Here is a 19,505-nt window from a genome sequence, read left to right as displayed (position 1 = left end):
TAGAGCAGTTTGTTTGTTTCCAGCCTACCTATGAGGAATTGAAACCCAGTGATGAGGTGCCGGTGGTAGAAGGTTTGCAGGGTTTCCAGCCTACCTATGAGGAATTGAAACTAATCCTATAATCTAAACCTATTCTCACATTACACCGTTTCCAGCCTACCTATGAGGAATTGAAACACTGATTATGATGATGACTATGACTGCACGTACGCGTTTCCAGCCTACCTATGAGGAATTGAAACGTTGTCCTCCTGCAGAACCGGGTTGGCCTTGACCCACGTTTCCAGCCTACCTATGAGGAATTGAAACAAATCCGTGTAAAACGGCTCAAAATTGGGGCCGTAACGTTTCCAGCCTACCTATGAGGAATTGAAACTGTCAAGGCGGCGCAAAGCTACGCAAGAATTATAATGGTTTCCAGCCTACCTATGAGGAATTGAAACTCAGCCAATCGAAATTGCAACCAGTCCACTTTCCGCTAGTTTCCAGCCTACCTATGAGGAATTGAAACGTCGCCGAAGTAGAAGGCGTCCAGGAATTTCAACACGTTTCCAGCCTACCTATGAGGAATTGAAACGCTAGATGATGAGGCACGGCAGATCTGGAAGAAGACGTTTCCAGCCTACCTATGAGGAATTGAAACCGACAAAAGCTGGCCGTCGGTCACCCTGCGACCTGCGTTTCCAGCCTACCTATGAGGAATTGAAACATGATAGGGGTAAAATCGAAATTTTGCCGGCCGAGAAGTTTCCAGCCTACCTATGAGGAATTGAAACAACGTATCTGTTTCCGGCGGCGGCCAGGACGTGCTCGTTTCCAGCCTACCTATGAGGAATTGAAACCCGGTGTGCTTGACTTCGGCGATATTCTGATCAAGTTTCCAGCCTACCTATGAGGAATTGAAACATTTGGAATAAATCTTCTTCGTCAACCTCAAGTGTAATTGTTTCCAGCCTACCTATGAGGAATTGAAACGATCAAGTCCTTGACCAGTTTTTCGTTGCTACGGCCGTTTCCAGCCTACCTATGAGGAATTGAAACGAGAAATTCGCGAGCGTGATGGAAAAGGCCCAGAAGTTTCCAGCCTACCTATGAGGAATTGAAACGAGGCGTACCGGGTAGAGTGGGAGAAGAAGAACGCTGGTTTCCAGCCTACCTATGAGGAATTGAAACAAGCACTGGTTTCCGATGCTACCGGGCAAATTCTCATGTTTCCAGCCTACCTATGAGGAATTGAAACATCGCATTCTTCACCGGTACCCCCTCGCCGCCGGTCGTTTCCAGCCTACCTATGAGGAATTGAAACAGAGGCCGGGGCTTTTTGTTTTCGTCTTAATCCAAGGTTTCCAGCCTACCTATGAGGAATTGAAACGTGGTGGTGTGATGCAATTTAAGGACTTGAACAAAGTTTCCAGCCTACCTATGAGGAATTGAAACTGGCCACACGGGACTATGAGCGTGCCCTTAATACGGGTTTCCAGCCTACCTATGAGGAATTGAAACGGAGGACCAGCGATGCGGAAAGTATTCCATTTGGCGTTTCCAGCCTACCTATGAGGAATTGAAACTTGGTACTGGGTCCTCAAACTCAAAAATCAACTTATCGGTTTCCAGCCTACCTATGAGGAATTGAAACTCAGGCCCTCCCAGGGTCCACATCTCACAAAATCCCGGTTTCCAGCCTACCTATGAGGAATTGAAACGGTTAAAACGGTAGCATCATTTGGGTTTGCAAATTAGTTTCCAGCCTACCTATGAGGAATTGAAACAAAGGTAACAAGGCACTCGCTCAAGAGGTTACCGGCGTTTCCAGCCTACCTATGAGGAATTGAAACAGCAGGTACTCCTCCACCTCCGCATAGTCAACGCCTTGTTTCCAGCCTACCTATGAGGAATTGAAACTGGCTCTAGAAATATCTACGATACAGTTCCCGCCTGTTTCCAGCCTACCTATGAGGAATTGAAACAGGCCGCGCAGGAGAAGGCGCGGCGCGAGGTTGAAGTTTCCAGCCTACCTATGAGGAATTGAAACTTGTTTTTTTATGAATAGTCTGCGATCCCCCTTTTTGGTTTCCAGCCTACCTATGAGGAATTGAAACGCGTAGTCTCCTCCTCGAGAACGTCAGGAGAATACCCCTGTTTCCAGCCTACCTATGAGGAATTGAAACACAAGCCGGGGTGAGGGACAGGTTCCGATCTGGGCGTTTCCAGCCTACCTATGAGGAATTGAAACGTGATAACCAGGTTATGGTCTAAATCCATTTCGGCAGTTTCCAGCCTACCTATGAGGAATTGAAACCGTTTCCTGTTGAAAAAGTGGCTGATTTTTTCGAGAGTTTCCAGCCTACCTATGAGGAATTGAAACCCTATCCTTAAAACTATTTCCCTACTTCTTATCCAAGTTTCCAGCCTACCTATGAGGAATTGAAACATGCGTTTTGATGCCCAATAATCTAGCATTTCATCAGTAGTTTCCAGCCTACCTATGAGGAATTGAAACACCCTCATCGAGTAACTTCTGATTAGGTTGTTTGGGTTTCCAGCCTACCTATGAGGAATTGAAACTCATAAGCTCGGCCTCCTTTTCTTCGCATTTTAAACGTTTCCAGCCTACCTATGAGGAATTGAAACCCAATCGGGGGAAGCGTATCTCCACCTATCCGTTCAAGTTTCCAGCCTACCTATGAGGAATTGAAACTAGCGCGGAGGGCGGAGACGGCACTATCTCCTATACGGTTTCCAGCCTACCTATGAGGAATTGAAACATCGGTCGCCTCACCAGAGACCCAGAAATGAGATATGTTTCCAGCCTACCTATGAGGAATTGAAACCTCGTCCTCGTCCATGCAGGAGCAGGACGAGTAGCGGTTTCCAGCCTACCTATGAGGAATTGAAACTGGCTCTATGCTCCCCAGGTTCTCAAAGAACCCTGGGTTTCCAGCCTACCTATGAGGAATTGAAACTGGTAATCAGCTTTGCCTGAAAGCAGGTTTTTGGCAAGTTTCCAGCCTACCTATGAGGAATTGAAACAATCATAAAGTCAGCGCTTCTGGCCAGATGTTCAGGAGTTTCCAGCCTACCTATGAGGAATTGAAACCTTCCCCGTTCTCCATAGCCTGCAGGTACTCAATTAGTTTCCAGCCTACCTATGAGGAATTGAAACAGTAAAGCAGGACCGAATGCCCAGACCTTACCCATGTGTTTCCAGCCTACCTATGAGGAATTGAAACCCATTCCCCTAACCACCGATACTAACTTCCGGATCCGTTTCCAGCCTACCTATGAGGAATTGAAACTAGGCATCAGACACCCCCCCCATAAAGTTTCCTAACGTTTCCAGCCTACCTATGAGGAATTGAAACATCATCTCAAGTGCTTCCAGAGCAGCCGTTTCAACAGTTTCCAGCCTACCTATGAGGAATTGAAACCGCCGGTCTCCGGTTTTTCCTCGCCCTCGCCAATCCAGGTTTCCAGCCTACCTATGAGGAATTGAAACAGGGCGGCGAGAGCGGCACGAAGAAGTACCTGGTGAGTTTCCAGCCTACCTATGAGGAATTGAAACACAGTGTAGGATGGAAGGAATTCCTGGCCGGACTGAAGTTTCCAGCCTACCTATGAGGAATTGAAACACTTCCGCCACCGGCCACCACCTCCCGGCACATAAGGTTTCCAGCCTACCTATGAGGAATTGAAACTCCGCATTCTCTCCGTCATACGTTCGCAACTGAGCTTGTTTCCAGCCTACCTATGAGGAATTGAAACAAGCTGAAGCAAAAAGTTTCGGGCAGTACCTAGTGGGTTTCCAGCCTACCTATGAGGAATTGAAACTGGCTCTATGCTCCCCAGGTTCTCAAAGAACCCTGGGTTTCCAGCCTACCTATGAGGAATTGAAACCTGAAGTGCTGGAGCCGGAGTGGAAAAAGGCTATGCAGGTTTCCAGCCTACCTATGAGGAATTGAAACCCGCAACTGCCGGTTGCTTGTATACTTCTGCCATCCGTTTCCAGCCTACCTATGAGGAATTGAAACCCCCAGTCGATGTCCTCTTTGTCAGGGCCACCTGCCCGTTTCCAGCCTACCTATGAGGAATTGAAACCCAGAAAGCATCAAGAAAGCCACGGCGTTTTCAATGAGTTTCCAGCCTACCTATGAGGAATTGAAACTCTCATCCCTAACCCAGCGCCATCCGCCTTCCTCGAGTTTCCAGCCTACCTATGAGGAATTGAAACGCCCACATAGGTTCTCAACTCGTACTCGCTCCGCGGTTTCCAGCCTACCTATGAGGAATTGAAACCTTTCCAGTGTTTAAGAATAATACCAGCAATAGTAGTTTCCAGCCTACCTATGAGGAATTGAAACAAGCTTACGAGGACATGCACGGCCTCCGGGTGCGTGGACAAGTTTCCAGCCTACCTATGAGGAATTGAAACCGCAGTATCCGTACCCTCATAAACTATCACCGTTTAGGGTTTCCAGCCTACCTATGAGGAATTGAAACCCCGCATCATCACACCTCCTCCTCGTAGCTGCGGCGGATGTTTCCAGCCTACCTATGAGGAATTGAAACTGGCTTTCAGAAAGGCGTCTACCAGTAAGCGCTGATTTAGTTTCCAGCCTACCTATGAGGAATTGAAACTCAAGCTTTTACGGATTGCCAACCGGTTCATCCCCTCGTTTCCAGCCTACCTATGAGGAATTGAAACCCGAACAGAAAACCGGCACGGTGTCCGGCCACGCCGGGTTTCCAGCCTACCTATGAGGAATTGAAACCATCGCCCTATCCGGTGCTGACCGTCACCCATCTACCGTTTCCAGCCTACCTATGAGGAATTGAAACGATAGCCGGCAAGCTTCTTCGCCACCGCCAGGTTGAGTTTCCAGCCTACCTATGAGGAATTGAAACGCCAGTGATAAGGCGAATCCGGGTTCGTGGTGCCGAGTTTCCAGCCTACCTATGAGGAATTGAAACGCCCACATAGGTTCTCAACTCGTACTCGCTCCGCGGTTTCCAGCCTACCTATGAGGAATTGAAACCCCGGTCGTCCATGCGTCCTGGCCCTGCTTGATGGCAGTTTCCAGCCTACCTATGAGGAATTGAAACCTTTTTCCCCCGGTTTGATTTCTGCTTCCTGTTGCCGGGTTTCCAGCCTACCTATGAGGAATTGAAACTCAGAATATGACGGCGTACCAGCAGGCTCAACTTGGTTTCCAGCCTACCTATGAGGAATTGAAACCGGCGTTGTGACAGCGGCAACGCCTAGTAATTAAGAGTTTCCAGCCTACCTATGAGGAATTGAAACAAAGCCCCGTCAATCCTTGATTTTACTGATTTTCTCTGGTTTCCAGCCTACCTATGAGGAATTGAAACACACTGTTCACCGCCTGCAGCGGAGGGCGGGGGATCGTTTCCAGCCTACCTATGAGGAATTGAAACGGAGGTAGAGACCATGTCGGACGAAATGGTTCCTGTGTTTCCAGCCTACCTATGAGGAATTGAAACCCGGATATGGCCCACTCATAGGAAGCTCCGCAAAAGGTTTCCAGCCTACCTATGAGGAATTGAAACGCACTATCCCACAAAGGCCCAGCCCAACTTACCACCGTTTCCAGCCTACCTATGAGGAATTGAAACCTTGCTGTGTTTGTTGATTTCTCCGCATCTCGGTTTGTTTCCATGTGATCGTCAACTAAAAAGTGATCCACTTGATCCAAAAAAGTGATCCACCCTGATCTTTTGAAACTGAACCATCCAGTGCAAAGGAGATAGATCTTTGTTTGCGAAGACTAACTAAAGGGTCTTGGCCTGTTATTCCTTTGAAGGCTGACGGTGTTTCATCCGGTACGATTCCCCATTCATGTTCAAGATGTGCGCTTATGTTTTAGCGGTCGACTAATGCCGCTCTTAACATCGGGTCTTCAAATAGTTCCGTCCAGCGGGAAAATTCAAGGTTTGTGCTAATGATGATGCTTGCCCTCTCCGTCCGCTACGCAATGAGCTTGAATAGTGGTTTCAAATGTATCGAGGGTTTTTATCACAGGGAAACTGGCAGCTTTGATTCTCCACTTGAGTTGATTTTGCTGCCTTTTTTCAACCTCAGTTTTCATCAGCTGATATAAAAATTCTTCATAGCACCAGCCATCTTGTTGGGCTTCGTGGATCAGCTCCTTATACTGGCTGAAGGTCGAAATTTTAAGCTGCTTTGCGTAGAGTTTAATCAATTCCTCTCTGGGGGTCACCTCATAATACATCCGATATTTGGGGAGCGCCGTAAGGGCTTGTTGTTCCACTGCGAAGGCCTCACCAACTGTCTGGCTGCGGTTACGGATCCACCCTAACTCTTCCTGGAGCCGCTTAAAGATCCTGTGGCTTGTGTGTCGTTGTTTTCTGGGGGCTTTGCTGTCCTTTTCCAGGCAGTTGCGGAATGATGTCGGGCTGGAACTTCCGGGAGCTGGCCTCGTTCATCGAGTATAAAGCTGCGCTTCAAGGCGTGCCCGTAATCTACGTCGATCCCAAGGAGACTTCTAAGACATGCCCCAAGTGCGGGAATGTTTCCCGCTACAATCGGAAGAAGCAGGGCTGGTTCAAATGCACGAAATGCGGCTACCAGTCTGATGCAGACAGAGTTGGAGCTATAAACATTGCCGCTAGAGCGCTCGATGCTCTCGGGGCATGACCCTGCGAGAAAGGGGAGTGTGGCACCCTTTAAGGCCAAGGTGATGATCCGGACATCCGGGGAATGCTGGCTAACCTGCGGCGAAAGCTACCATCCCGCGCTTGAGGATGCCCCTCAATTCATTGAGGGAAGGATGTCACTGATTAAAGCGCTTGACTTGGAGTTAACTCCAAGTGCTAAACTAATCTCGCAAAATAGGGAGGGAGGTATTACCTATGATAAAATTTCAATTTTATAACCCAACCCGGCTCATCTTTGGTGCTGGTTCGCTGGCGCAGTTAGGAAATGCGGTGCGTCCGTATGGTAAAAAAGCACTGCTCGTCATTGGCGGAGGAAGTGTAAAGAAAAGCGGAGCATTTGACCGAGCGGTAGCAAGTCTCAAAGCAGCGGGTGTTTCAGTGGTGGAATTCTCTGGTGTTGAGCCAAACCCACGTCTGTCAACTGTGGTGCGTGCTGCAGAGGTGGCAAAAAATGAAGCATGTGATGTGGTTATAGGTATGGGTGGCGGTAGCGTCATGGACGCCTCAAAAGTAATTGCAGCCTCAGTCCTTTATGAAGGACATCCCAGGGATATGCTTGTGCGGGCAGGAAAAGTGCCCAGGCTGCCAGAGCGAGCTCTCCCCATTATCACTGTTCCTACCCTGGCGGCAACTGGCTCGGAAATGAACAACGGTGCGGTGATCACAATTGACGATGAAGGAGAAAAGCTAAAAACATTCGTTCAGGCAGAGGTTCTCTATCCTCGTGTGGCAGTGGTGGATCCTGAACTTACGGTAACAGTGCCCAAGAACCACACAGCTTTCGGGGTTTGCGACATAATAACCCATGTGACAGAGGGTTATTTTAACGGTATAGACGGGACTCCTCTTCAAGATAGGTTTGCTGAAGGAGTTATGCTCACAGTTTTAGAGTGGGGACCAAAAGCAGTTAATAATGGAAGTGATTTGGAAGCACGTACACAAATCCAGTGGGCTTCAATTGTTGCCCTGAATGGTTGGGTTCAAGCAGGGGTAAATGCTCCTTATCCAGTGCATCAGATTGAACACACACTTTCCGCACTGTACGATATTCCCCATGGAGCAGGGTTGGCAGTCGTGAACCCGGCTTGGATGCGCTTTGCTGCAAGATTCCGTCCCGACCGGTTTGCCAAATTTGCTCAGCGTATTTTTGGCCTTGCGGCAACGGGCAAAGACGACTTGAGCCTGGCTATGGAGGGTATTGATAGGTTTGAAGGGTTTTTGCGTTCCATAGGGTGTCCCACACGCCTGTCGGAGTTGGGCATTGGAGAAATTACCGAGGAAATGCTTTTCGGTTATGCGGAAGAGACGCTGAAAGTGCTTCGGGATGAAGAAGGAAGGCTTCCAGGTCGTCCCCCTCTGCGAAAGGAAGATATTGTAGAAATACTGCGTATGGCAATGTAATTAATTAAACAGGAGGGATCAGTTATGGAAAAGGTCGTTTTAAACAACGGTGTCGAGATGCCTGTACTAGGCTTTGGTGTTTATCGAATCACAGATCTGAAGCAATGTGAACAGTGTGTTTATGACGCAATAATGGTCGGTTATCGTTTAATCGACACTGCAGCTGCCTATATGAATGAAGAAGCGGTTGGCAAAGCTATTAAGAGGGCAATCGAGGAAGGTATGGTGAAAAGAGAAGAACTATTTATTACTACAAAGCTATGGATACAGGACGCGGGCTACGAGTCGACCAAGAAAGCATTTGAAAAATCGCTTAAAAGGCTTCAGCTTGACTATATCGACCTTTATTTGATTCATCAACCGTTTGGTGATGTGCATTGTTCCTGGCGGGCTATGGAAGAACTCTATCGTGAAGGACTGATTAGGGCAATAGGCGTCAGTAACTTCCAACCAGATCGTTTGATGGATTTAATAGTTCACCACGAGGTGATTCCTACTGTGAATCAGATTGAAATACACCCCTTCTATCAGCAAACAGAAAGCATCGAATTCATGAAGAAATACAATGCACAACCAGAATCCTGGGGTCCTTTTGCAGAAGGCAGGAACAACATCTTTCAGAATGAAGTTTTGGTATCTATAGCCAAAGAGTACGATAAAACGGTTGCCCAGGTGATTTTGCGGTGGCTGATTCAAAGAGGGATAGTCACAATCCCGAAAACTGTACACAAAGAAAGGATGATCGAAAACATTGGCATATTCGACTTTGAATTAAGTCAAGAGGATGTGGAAAAGATTGCAGCACTGGACACAAAAAAGAGCCTGTTCTTATCGCATAATGATCCGGAAACCGTGAAATGGCTTGGCACGCTTAAATTTGATGTATAGTGGGCAAATGAAAAACAGTGATTTTGAAAGGAGTATAGGAATTGGCGTATTCAAAGTTTCTTATCGCTTATTTTTCTCGAAGGGGAAATAATTATGTCAATGGCAGGATTATGAATCTGCCGATTGGAAATACAGAGGTAGCAGCAAAGAAAATACAGGAACTAATCGGTGGCGAGGTGTTCGAAATTAAAACGGTAAAGGCATATCCGGAAGATTATACAGAAACAACAGAAGTAGCAAAGGAAGAAAAACGGCAGAATGCCAGACCGGAACTTACAGATAAACTAGATGATATAGATTCTTATGATGTAATTTTCCTCGGCTATCCCAATTGGTGGGGAACGATGCCGATGGCTGTGTTTACATTTTTAGAGTCTTATGATTTCGCGGGAAAGACCATTGTTCCATTTTGCACACATGAAGGCAGCGGAATGGGAAGCAGTGAGCGCGACATCAAGAAACTTTGTCCGAATGCAAAGGTACTGCCCGGTTTAGCTATTCGAGGAAGCAATGTTAACAGAGCAGACAAGGATGTTGCAGACTGGCTTGAGAGACTCGGTTTGATATCATAAAGGAAAAGGGGAAATAAGAATGGGAAAAACCGAACTAAGAAATTTAGGCAGCAGCATAATTTTCCCGCTTGGGCAAAAAATCGAAAATGAGTATTTTAGAGGAACTGTCTGGGTTGAAACATTGGTTTCTAACGACAGCGTCTTTAATTGTCCAATCTATAATGTTACTTTTGAGCCGGGTGCAAGGAACAATTGGCATAAACACCCTGGCGGACAGATTTTGCTTGTTACCGGAGGCAGAGGCTATTATCAGGAAGAAGGCCGGCCTGTACAGATAATCAAAGAAGGAGACGTTGTAAAAATCCAGCCGGATGTAAAACATTGGCATGGAGCGGCTCAGGATAGCTGGCTTTCTCATATCGCGATTACAGCCAATCCTCAAAAGGGTGAAGTCGAATGGATGGAACCTGTTTCTGATGAATATTATTTGCGACTTAAAATAGAAGAAGAGGCATAATATATTGGGCAAACTTGACTTAGAAGCTTCGTTTTTTAAAATAGTAGCACGCGTAGTGCTACTATTTTAAAACCCTTGACTTGGAGCTAACTCAAAGTATTAGATAATATTGAACATTGGAGGTGAAACCACATGACGATTGCGGAAGTAAGCAAAAGATTTGGCCTTTCACCGGATACACTCCGCTACTACGAGCGTATTGGACTGATCCCCAGGGTAAGTCGCAACGAAAGCGGTATCAGGAATTATACGGAGGAAGACTGTAAGTGGATTGAATTCATTAAATGTATGCGCAGCGCAGGTGTTCAAGTTGAAACGCTGGTCGAGTATGTTACGCTGCTCCAGCAAGGCGACAAAACTATAGAGGCCAGAAAACAAATCCTTATCGAGCAACGGGAGAAACTTTTTTCCCGCATTGAAGAAATGGAGAGAGCGCTGGAAAGGTTAAATTTTAAAATTAAAGAATATGAAACTAAGCTTATTCCGGCGGAAAACAAGTTAAAAAGATTGGCCACCACATCTACTCTATGAAAAGACGAGGCTGTCGTGTGATGAGTTCAAGCAGGCCCAAAGGTAGCGCCAAGGTTTGGCCCATCTTCCGCACACCCTACCATTGTATTAAAAGAAAACAGGGGTATGTGATATTAACCGCCGATGGCATAGAGGTTTCCAAGCCTACCTAGGTTCCTAGAATCCGCTGAAAAACTCAGCAAAAGTTCCTTGAAGATGCATATAAATCTAGGGATTCCGGCTCCTGTGGCGAATTGTTTAATAAGAAGAAGAAAACAAAACAAACGCACAGGAGGAAATCCCTATGTTGAGCCTGCGGATCAGTAGCACAAACTCAGCAGGCCGGGCTCCTGCCCGGCCTGCGACATGGATATCCGGCCAGTTGGCCAGCTTATTTCAGCCCAGACCGGACAAGCCTTGCTTTGAATATCCTCAGGGCGGGGTCCAGCTCCGGTTGCAGTCTGAAGAGCTCCGTGTCTTCAGGAAGTACCAGGCGGATTTCCCCTTCCCTTTGGTGGGGTGTAACGGAGTTGACGGAAAAACGGACACTTTCCCCTCTGCCGGGAAGACGCTCCACTCCCAGAGCAGCCGCCAAGTCGGAGATGATCTGGAGATTTGTGCGGCCGGAGAGAGGATCCCGCACTCCGGAGAAGGATCTTTCCCTGCCATCGCTGCCGATGAAGGTGCCGCCGGTTTCCAGGGGCGTGGCCCCCGGTAGGACAACATCCGCCAGCCGGGCAGTGGGGGTCAGGAATGGAGAAAGCACTACCAGGAATTCCATATTCTTTAACTGCCCGGATGCCGGGCTACCTCCCCCAACGGGGTCCTCACCAAAGATAAAGACTCCGTGGGGTTTTTCCTCCAGCAGGCTATCGCCGGTGACAATGCCCAGTTTCCGAAGACCGACCTGGTTACTTCCGGGTGTGATGATGAGCAGCCCGCTGCGGAAGCGCCCGGTTTGACCTGTTACCAGGGAAAGGTCCGCCAACAGTTGCACTGCTGCAGTGGTCACGGTGCTGCCATCCACCACGATCAGTGGCTGCTTCGCACTGCTGTATAGGTGTGCCAGATCCTCCGCATCTCTCCCCGGGGTGATTCCGGCCAACGCATCCCTCAGTTCGGTAAATCCCTTGAGGACACGTCCTGTGGCCGGGGTGTTGTTGACCACTGCTGCCAGAACCTGTTTTAAAAAGGCAGTACTGTTTCCGCTATTTCCGGGTTTCACCCACATGGTCGCCAGGTCACCAGCCAGTCCGGGTTCCGGGCTCAGGAGAGCCAGACGAGCGCCCCTCTGTATCGCCTTTCTGATCTTAACAGCCACAGACTGGCTCTCATTCAGCGAACCAACCAGCAGGATCAGGTCTGCCGACTCCAGTTCCTGGTAACCTGGTGGGTCTGGAATAATGCCGAATATATCCATCAGGCCACGGGCGGCATCGGGCGTAAAGCTTCCTATTTTTTCAGTCACCAGTGCCTGCCTGCCGAAACAGATCGCCGCCTGAGCTTCTTCCATGGTACAGAATGGTGAGATAAAGAGGGCAAAAGGGGAATCCCTGCGTCCGGTGCCGATGCGTTTGACTGTTTTTGCTATCTCATCCATGGCCTCCTGCCAGGATACTTCCACCAGCTTCCCGTTGTGGCGTACAAGGGGCACGGTGAGACGTTCTTGGTCGAAGATCTGGAATCCGAAGCGGCCCTTAACGCAGAGAATGCCGCCGGGGGCAGGGAGACAGCGGAGCACCAGATCCCCCCGGGTATTGACCACCTGTTCGCAACCGGCACCACAGAATGGGCAGACCGACGGGTTTTCCTGCGTGGCCAAGGGGACATTTTTGGGGATGGCCTGCCTTTCCATCAGCGCTCCGGTGGGGCAGACCGCGGCGCACTGGCCGCAGCTAACGCATGCGCTTTCCCTCAGAGGGAGGCCGAATTCCGGTGCCACCACGGTATCAAAGCCGCGGTGTACCAGGCCCAGGGCGGTGACACCCATAACCTCGTCACAGATACGCACACATAAACCGCAGAGAATGCATTTTCCGGAGTTGAGCTCCAGAAACGGGTGGTCGTCCTGCGACGTTATCTCCCGGTGTTTGCTGCCGGACAGGCGCTCCGGCTGGACATTGTACTCTCGAGCATACCTGATCAGCTTGCATTCGAAGTAATCCCTGCAGCCGCATTCCAGACAGCGGGAGGCCTCGACCTGCGCATCCGGTTCCTGTAGCCCCAAGTTAACCTCGCGGAAGTTGTACCTGCGTTCCTCTGGTGTCAGGTGCGGCATCTCGGCACGGTTGATTCGGGGGTGATCGATAAATTCCGCTTCACTTAGACCCTGCCGCTCCACCACATATTGGTTTTTCGGGGAAAGTATCCTTCCGTTCAAGTAGGCACTGATGGCATGAGCAGCCTTTATCCCCTGGGCGACAGCCTCGATGGCGATGCTGGGTCCTGTGACCACATCACCTCCGGCGAAGACACCCGGTATCTCCGTGGCCATGGTATTCTCATCGACGGCGATGGTGCCCCACTTGGTGAGGGAAAAACAGGCCAGGCCGTCAGGGCGCACACTCTGACCAATGGCCCTGATCACCGTATCCACCGGAAGTGTTTCCTCTGCTCCCGGGATGGGTACCGGCCTCCGGCGCCCGGTTGCATCAGGTTCCCCCAGTTGCATCTTTTGCAGGCGAATGGCACAAACCCTGCCATTCCTAGCGCAGATTTCCATAGGGGAGACCAGGAATCTAAACTCGACCCCCTCCTCCTCTGCTTCGGCGATCTCCTTATCCTCGGCGGGCATCTCTGCCTTGGTCCGCCTGTAGAGGATCAGTACCCTCTCCGCTCCCAGGCGCACCGCCGTACGGGCAGCATCGATGGCGGTGTTACCACCTCCGATAACTGCAACGACGTTGCCGATCTCGGCCTTGCCGTGCAGGGCGACCTCCCGGAGGAAGTCGATTCCCCCCAGCACGCCGGGGATGTTTTCCCCCGGGCATCTGATGCTGGAGCTTTTCCAGGCTCCGATAGCCAAAAAAATGGCGTCATGCCTTTTCCTCAGGAGGTCTATACTGATATCCGACCCAAGCCTAGTGTTATAACAAAACCGCACGCCCATCTCTGCAATAAGACGGATTTCTTCATCCAGCACAGTTTTGGGGAGGCGATAGGCAGGGATGCCGTAGCGTAGCATTCCCCCTCCCTGGGGCATGGCATCGTATACGGTTACGCCGTGACCGTCCCGGGCAAGGTGGTAGGCGGCGGTCAACCCCGCCGGGCCGGCTCCCACGATTCCCACGCTTTTGCCAGTGGCCGGCCGGATCTCTGGCCGGTAGGGCTCCCCGCTCTTAAGATCCAGGTCGGCTACAAAACGCTTCAAATGGGCAATGGAGATAGGGGCCTCCACCAGCTGTCTGCGGCAGGCATCTTCGCAGGGATGCGGACAGATTCGCCCGATGCTGGCAGGAATAGGGAGTCGCTCCTTGATCAGGGCTACCGCTTCTCGGTACCTCCTGTTGGCGATCAGGCCGATATACCCTTGGACATCCACATGGGCGGGGCAGGCCCTCGTGCAGGGGCCGAGGCAGTCACCCGTATGGTCAGACAGCAGCATTTCCAAGGTCAGCTTCCGTGATTTTCTGACCCTAGGTGTGTTTGTGAAGACCACCATGCCCTCGGTAACCTCAGTGGCACAGGAGCGGAAGAGCTTGGAACTGCCCTGTACTTCCACCACGCAGATCCCGCAACCTCCATAGGGTTTGAGCCGTTCATCATAGCACAGGGTGGGGATGTGGATCCCGTTTTCACTGGCTACCTCCAGGATGGTCTGTCCCCGTTTGGCAGCGAGTTCTTTCCCATCGATGATTATTTTCAACATTTTTCCTATCCTCCCCTTCACTCAATGATGACCGCGTTGTAATGGCAGACGTCTAGACAGTTGCCGCACTTCAGGCAGAGTTCACGGTCGATCACATGGGGCTTTTTCTTTTCCCCGCTGATGCACTTTGCCGGGCATTTCCTGGCACAGGCACCGCAGCCCTGGCAGCGAGCCGGGTCGATCCGGTAGGTGATCAGCGCCTTGCACTGTTTGGCGGGGCAGTTTTTATCGTTGATATGGGCAGTGTATTCTTCCCGGAAGTAGCGAAGAGTGGTCAGCACAGGGTTGGGTGCACTCTGCCCCAATCCGCATAATGACCCCTCCTTGACCTGGATGGCTATTTCCTCGAGTAATTCTTCATCACCGGGGCGTCCCTCACCAGTGCAGATTCGTTCCAGGATTTCCAGCATCCGCCTTGTTCCGATCCGGCACTGGACGCACTTGCCGCATGACTCCTTCTGGGTGAAATCCAGGAAGAATCTGGCCACGTCAACCATGCAGGTAGTATCGTCCATGACCACCATTCCCCCTGATCCCATGATCGCTCCGGTCTGATTGATCGATTCATAATCCACCGGGATATCCAGGAGACTCTCGGGAATACAGCCGCCCGAGGGCCCACCCAGCTGTACCGCCTTGAACCTGCGGTTATCCTTTATTCCGCCTCCGATGTTAAAAATCACATCTCGCAGGCTCAGGCCCATGGGAACCTCCACCAGCCCGCCCCGCCGGATCTTACCCGCCAGGGCGAAGACCTTAGTCCCCTTGCTCTTTTCGGTGCCCATGGAAGCAAAGGCTTTCCCACCGTGGGAGATGATCCAGGGCACATTGGCATAGGTTTCCACATTGTTGATATTTGTGGGCTTACCCCAGTAGCCGTACTGGGCGGGGTAGGGAGGTTTTAGGCGCGGCATGCCCCGTTCACCCTCCAGAGAGGCGATCAGGGCAGTTTCCTCTCCGCAGACGAACGCCCCCGCCCCTTCTTTAACGGCAACTTCGAAGGTGAAGCCGGAACCAAAAATGTTCCTTCCCAGCAAACCGCGTTCCCTGGCCTGGGCGATTGCCAGTTCCAGCCTGCGCACCGCTAGGGGGTATTCCGCCCGGCAATAGATGAAACCATGCTTTGCCCCAGTGGCATAGCCAGCGATGGCCATCCCCTCTAAGACGGAGTGGGGATCCCCCTCCAGGATGCTGCGGTCCATGAAAGCCCCCGGGTCCCCCTCATCGGCATTGCAGACAACGTATTTGACAGACCCCGGATTCTGGCGGACCGCCTGCCATTTAAACCAGGTGGGGAACCCCGCCCCGCCGCGGCCGCGCAGCCCAGAGACCCGGATCTCTTGAATTACCTCCTCCGGGGTGGAGCTCAATGCCTGCTTCAGAGCCTGATAGCCCCCCCGGTCCAGGTAATCGTCAATGCATTCCGGGTTGATCTCCCCACAGTTGCGCAGGGCCACCCGTACCTGTTCCTTCAGGAAGTCATTGGTGTTTTCACTGGTGGATACTAGGTGTTGCGTTAGGGGGACCCCACCTATGATGTGCTTCTCAAAGATCTCCCCCACCAGCTCGGGAGTGACATGCCCGTAGGTGAATATTCTTCCATCACCGGTGATGACATCCAGGAGGGGTTCGTTATGGCACATCCCGATACACCCGGTGGGTTGTACCTGGAGATCCAGACCTCGCCTCTCAATTTCCTCGACTATTCTTTCCCTTACCTTCAGGGAACCCGCAGCGATCCCGCAACTGCCCATACCGACTCTGATTTTCATGGCGCCGCTTCCTCCTTTTTCTCGCCGGCGGCCAATTCCCTGATGATCTTCAGGGCTTTGTCCGTTGTCAGCGGCCCGTAGGCCTGACCGTTGATCATCATCACCGGGGCCAAGCTGCAACAGCCCAGACAGGCCACATCCGACAGGGTAAACAGCCGGTCGTGCGTCGTTTCCCCTGGTCTGATCCGAAGTTCCTCACAGACAGCTGAGCGGATCCGCTCTGATCCATTGACATGGCAGGCAGTGCCCTGGCAGAGCAGGATCAGGTACTTTCCTACTGGGGTCAGACGGAACTGGGAATAGAATGTGGCTACCCCGTAAATTCTGGCCGGTTTGATCTGCAATTCCCCGGACAGGTAACGCATCACAGGTTGCGGCAGGTAGCCGTAGATGGCCTGTACCCGCTGGAGCACGGTCACCAGGCTGCCGGGTTGCCCCCGATATGTTTTTACCACTTCCTGCAGCCGGCTCCAGGTATTAAAATCGTTCCGTAAAAGCTCCTCCAGATCGCTCTTAGGCTGACTAGTACATTCCACGGAAATATCACTCCTTATCCTATAAAACGTAACAGGATTGCAGCAGAATGTTCATGTCGTTACTTGCCTCCGCCCTCGTGTTGTTAAGCCTTTCGAACCTGCGGAGGACACGGTCCAAACTGCTTACCGGAAACACCTCTGCAATTTTGGCAGTAACAGGAGATCTGACGACCTCCACCCTGTCTCCTTTGGCCAGCGGCAGCTCGTCTTCCCCGTCCACCGAAAAAGCTGTAGGGTGGCCCGCAACGAGTTCGAACACCAGCCGCGCTGATGACCTAACTACAAGGGCTCTGGAACATGATAACTGGGGGCAGATAGGAGTAATCACCAGTGCGGGAAGGTCCACATCCAGAACCGGTCCTCCGGCCGAGAAGGAATAGGCCGTTGAACCGGTTGGCGTGGCACAAACCACACCGTCACCAGTGTAGGTGGTATGAAATAGCCGATCGATCTGGAGACCGATCGTGATTGTATGAGAGACGCAGGCTCTGATCACCACATCATTCATGGAAAGTCCGTGGTAAACCTCCATACCATCCCGGATCAGGCGTACATCCAGCATCATTCTGCTTTCAATGCGGTAATCTCTGTTAAGAATCCGGTCGACTTCTTGCAACAGTTGCTCTGGCTCGATGCTGCTCAGGAAGCCAATTGTGCCCAGATTTACTCCCAGCACCGGTATCCCCTGGGTTGCACAACACCGGGCGGTTTTCAGAAAGGTACCATCCCCTCCCAGCACCAATACCAGGTCCGCTTGCCAGAGAGCACTCTTTGTCATTTCCCTCAACCCCATACAAGCAGCGGATGCTCCACGGGATTCAAGTTTCTTGTGCAACTCCCGGGCAAGCCGTTGCGCCCCGGCGTCATCCTTGTATACAATTATTATCTTCAATGCCTGAGGCCTCCCTTCCCTGTCAGGTTCGTGCCCGGTGTGCCGATAGCATATGGAACGACCTCGGCGGTGCCATGATGTAACAAAAATGGACAAGTCGAAGCGGAAAAAACCCCTTCCGGCCTGTCCAAAAATGGGTGGGTGCTATTCCGACTTTTTTGTCCGCTCCAACAGGTAATCGTTCAATCCCCTGATAAAGGCATCCGGGTTCGGCACCCCCTTGATTTCCAGCAGTTTTCCGAGACAACCCGGAAATGCCCCCACGCAGAAGATGGGGTTGATCCCTTGTTCGATAAAGTAGGAAATAACTTCTGGGTGCTGTTCCATCAGGTCCTCAACCACACTTTCCCTTGTGATTGCTTCCAAAGGTCATAACACCTCGCATTAACCTGTTGCTGGCCGGGGAGGCCCCCGGCCAGCGGGGTGTTTTTAGTAGAGGCCAACCTTCTCCTCGCTGAGACTGATAAAGATGTTCTTCATCTGGGTATAGTGTTCCAGGATCACCTTGTGGGTTTCCCGCCCGATACCGGATTTCTTGTAGCCGCCGAATGGAGCATGTGCCGGCAGGTTGTTGTAGTTGTTGATCCACATCCGGCCGGTTTCGATTGCCCGGGCTACCCGGAGGGCACGGTTGATGTCCTTCGTCCAGACGGCCCCACCAAGGCCGTACTCACTATCATTGGCCATAGCTATGACCTCTTCCTCGGTCTTGAACTTGATGACAACGGCAACCGGCCCGAAGATCTCCTCCTGGGCCACTCGCATCTTGTTGTTCACATCCACCAGAAGGGTCGGCCGCATGAAGGCTCCTTTGTCCAGGCCGTTCTCTGTAATTCTGGTGCCACCACAGGCTACTTTGGCTCCTTCCTGTTTGCCGATCTCTACATAGGAAAGGATCTTCTGGAGCTGTCCTTCGTTGATCTGGGAACCCATCTGGGTGTCCTTCTCCCACGGGATACCTACCTTGACCTTGTTAAAGGCAGCTACGGCTTCAGCCAGGAACTTATCATAGATATCCTCGTGGACAAAGACGCGGGAACCGGCGCAACATACCTGGCCCTGGTTGAAGAGAATGCCGATCTGCAAACCTTCAATGGCCTTCTCCCAGGGGCAATCGGGGAAATAGATGTTGGCTGACTTGCCTCCCAGTTCCAGGGTGGCCGGGATCAGCTTTTTCGCTGCCGCTTCTGCAATACTGTAACCCACTTCGGTGGAACCGGTGAAGGCCAGTTTCCGGAAGCCGGGGTGTTCCAGCATGTACCTGCCGGTTGTGGAACCCCGTCCGGTGACCACGTTGACGACCCCCGGAGGCAAAACCTGATCAAGCAGTTTGGCCAGTTCCAGCAGGCTCAGGGATGTAACATTGGATGGTTTGATCACCGTGCAGCAACCGGCCGCCAGAACAGGAGCGATCTTCCAGGCGGCCATCAGCAGAGGAAAGTTCCAGGGGATGATCTGACCTACAACACCGATGGGCTCCCTGAGAATGATGCTCATGGTGTCCTTGTCGATCATCACCGCTTCGCCTTCCTCGGTCCTGATGGCAGCGGCAAAGTAGCGGAAGTGGTCTGAGCTCAAGGGGACATCGATGGTCATGGTCTCCCGGATCGGCTTGCCGTTGTCCATGGTTTCAACCAAGGCCAGCTTTTCGGCGTTCTCATCGATCAAATCCGCGATCTTCAGCAACATGGCGGAACGCTCCTGGGGGCTAACGTCCTTCCAGGTTTCCCAGGCCTTCCAGGCAGCTTTGACCGCCTCATCAACATCTTCCATGCCGGCTTCCACACAGGTGGCCAGCAGCTCACCAGTGGCGGGACAATAGGTGTTGAAAGTCTTGCCCTCCTTACCATCAACCCATTTCCCGTTGATGTAAAGCTTGTAACTGTCATCCATCGGTTTTTTCATTTTAAAAAACC

General features: G+C 51.3%; 14 protein-coding genes and 1 CRISPR repeat array (1 of these 15 cut by a window edge). Of the genes, 6 read left to right on the top strand and 8 right to left on the bottom strand.

Annotated elements, in window-relative coordinates; all coding sequences use genetic code 11:
• Positions 1–5,631: direct repeats of the CRISPR family, unit length 30 nt; unit sequence GTTTCCAGCCTACCTATGAGGAATTGAAAC (it extends 1,308 nt beyond the left edge of the window).
• 247 nt (positions 5,632–5,878) lie between these two features.
• Together TPH_RS16020 and TPH_RS10810 are read right to left on the bottom strand one after the other, a co-directional pair.
• Positions 5,879–5,959 (bottom strand): hypothetical protein, encoded by an 81-nt coding sequence (locus TPH_RS16020; protein WP_236608877.1) that lies wholly within the window; start codon positions 5,957–5,959, stop codon positions 5,879–5,881.
• Entirely contained in the window at positions 5,955–6,287 is a 333-nt protein-coding gene (locus TPH_RS10810; RefSeq protein WP_015051244.1) for an ATP-binding protein, read from the bottom strand. Before TPH_RS10810 ends, TPH_RS16020 begins: the two co-directional genes overlap by 5 nt.
• A gap of 134 nt (positions 6,288–6,421) precedes the next feature.
• Here TPH_RS10810 and TPH_RS10805 point away from each other — a divergent pair, with 134 nt between their 5' ends.
• From TPH_RS10805 to TPH_RS10780, 6 genes are all read left to right on the top strand, one after another.
• The gene (locus tag TPH_RS10805) at positions 6,422–6,673 is read left to right on the top strand and encodes a zinc ribbon domain-containing protein (RefSeq protein ID WP_015051243.1); all 252 of its coding nucleotides are present in this window, start codon (positions 6,422–6,424) and stop codon (positions 6,671–6,673) included.
• Between the two features lie 215 nt (positions 6,674–6,888).
• Positions 6,889–8,094 (top strand): iron-containing alcohol dehydrogenase, encoded by a 1,206-nt coding sequence (locus TPH_RS10800; protein ID WP_015051241.1) that lies wholly within the window; start codon positions 6,889–6,891, stop codon positions 8,092–8,094.
• Positions 8,095–8,118: 24 nt separating this feature from the next.
• Positions 8,119–8,982, top strand: a complete 864-nt coding sequence (locus TPH_RS10795; RefSeq protein ID WP_015051240.1) for an aldo/keto reductase — start codon at positions 8,119–8,121, stop codon at positions 8,980–8,982.
• A 41-nt stretch (positions 8,983–9,023) separates the two neighbouring features.
• The gene (locus tag TPH_RS10790) at positions 9,024–9,554 is read left to right on the top strand and encodes a flavodoxin (RefSeq protein ID WP_015051239.1); all 531 of its coding nucleotides are present in this window, start codon (positions 9,024–9,026) and stop codon (positions 9,552–9,554) included.
• Between the two features lie 19 nt (positions 9,555–9,573).
• Positions 9,574–10,011, top strand: a complete 438-nt coding sequence (locus tag TPH_RS10785) for a (R)-mandelonitrile lyase (RefSeq protein ID WP_015051238.1) — start codon at positions 9,574–9,576, stop codon at positions 10,009–10,011.
• A gap of 132 nt (positions 10,012–10,143) precedes the next feature.
• A complete protein-coding gene (locus TPH_RS10780) occupies positions 10,144–10,542 on the top strand; it encodes a MerR family transcriptional regulator (protein WP_015051237.1) in 399 nt (132 codons plus the stop codon).
• Positions 10,543–10,912: 370 nt separating this feature from the next.
• Here the strand turns inward: TPH_RS10780 and TPH_RS10775 are convergent, their stop codons facing one another.
• The 6 genes from TPH_RS10775 to TPH_RS10750 all read right to left on the bottom strand — a co-directional run bounded on the left by TPH_RS10775 (position 10,913) and on the right by TPH_RS10750 (position 19,494).
• Positions 10,913–14,389 (bottom strand): FAD-dependent oxidoreductase, encoded by a 3,477-nt coding sequence (locus TPH_RS10775; RefSeq protein WP_015051236.1) that lies wholly within the window; start codon positions 14,387–14,389, stop codon positions 10,913–10,915.
• A 17-nt stretch (positions 14,390–14,406) separates the two neighbouring features.
• Complete coding sequence (locus TPH_RS10770; RefSeq protein ID WP_428837353.1) at positions 14,407–16,143, bottom strand: NADH-ubiquinone oxidoreductase-F iron-sulfur binding region domain-containing protein; 1,737 nt, start codon at positions 16,141–16,143, stop codon at positions 14,407–14,409.
• 14 nt (positions 16,144–16,157) lie between these two features.
• Positions 16,158–16,697, bottom strand: coding sequence for an NADH-quinone oxidoreductase subunit NuoE (gene nuoE, locus TPH_RS10765; RefSeq protein WP_015051234.1), 540 nt, complete (start codon positions 16,695–16,697; stop codon positions 16,158–16,160).
• Positions 16,698–16,716: 19 nt separating this feature from the next.
• The gene (locus TPH_RS10760) at positions 16,717–17,589 is read right to left on the bottom strand and encodes an NAD(+)/NADH kinase (protein ID WP_015051233.1); all 873 of its coding nucleotides are present in this window, start codon (positions 17,587–17,589) and stop codon (positions 16,717–16,719) included.
• A 144-nt stretch (positions 17,590–17,733) separates the two neighbouring features.
• On the bottom strand, positions 17,734–17,955 hold the full coding sequence (locus TPH_RS10755; RefSeq protein WP_028990852.1) for a hypothetical protein: 222 nt from the start codon (positions 17,953–17,955) through the stop codon (positions 17,734–17,736).
• Positions 17,956–18,018: 63 nt separating this feature from the next.
• Positions 18,019–19,494, bottom strand: a complete 1,476-nt coding sequence (locus TPH_RS10750; protein WP_015051231.1) for an aldehyde dehydrogenase family protein — start codon at positions 19,492–19,494, stop codon at positions 18,019–18,021.
• Positions 19,495–19,505: the final 11 nt, after the last annotated feature.

This window comes from Thermacetogenium phaeum DSM 12270 (genome assembly GCF_000305935.1).
Classification (GTDB): Bacteria; Bacillota; DSM-12270; order Thermacetogeniales; family Thermacetogeniaceae; genus Thermacetogenium; species Thermacetogenium phaeum.
This window is presented reverse-complemented; position numbering and strand designations above follow the sequence as displayed.

Bases quoted from the DNA above. Each gene is read 5' to 3' on its own strand.
- TPH_RS10805 (WP_015051243.1), top strand. From the start codon at position 6,422: ATGATGTCGGGCTGGAACTTCCGGGAGCTGGCCTCGTTCATCGAGTAT.
- TPH_RS10800 (WP_015051241.1), top strand. From the start codon at position 6,889: ATGATAAAATTTCAATTTTATAACCCAACCCGGCTCATCTTTGGTGCT.
- TPH_RS10795 (WP_015051240.1), top strand. From the start codon at position 8,119: ATGGAAAAGGTCGTTTTAAACAACGGTGTCGAGATGCCTGTACTAGGC.
- TPH_RS10785 (WP_015051238.1), top strand. From the start codon at position 9,574: ATGGGAAAAACCGAACTAAGAAATTTAGGCAGCAGCATAATTTTCCCG.
- TPH_RS10780 (WP_015051237.1), top strand. From the start codon at position 10,144: ATGACGATTGCGGAAGTAAGCAAAAGATTTGGCCTTTCACCGGATACA.
- TPH_RS10775 (WP_015051236.1), bottom strand. From the start codon at position 14,389: ATGTTGAAAATAATCATCGATGGGAAAGAACTCGCTGCCAAACGGGGA.
- TPH_RS10770 (WP_428837353.1), bottom strand. From the start codon at position 16,143: ATGGGCAGTTGCGGGATCGCTGCGGGTTCCCTGAAGGTAAGGGAAAGA.
- TPH_RS10750 (WP_015051231.1), bottom strand. From the start codon at position 19,494: ATGAAAAAACCGATGGATGACAGTTACAAGCTTTACATCAACGGGAAA.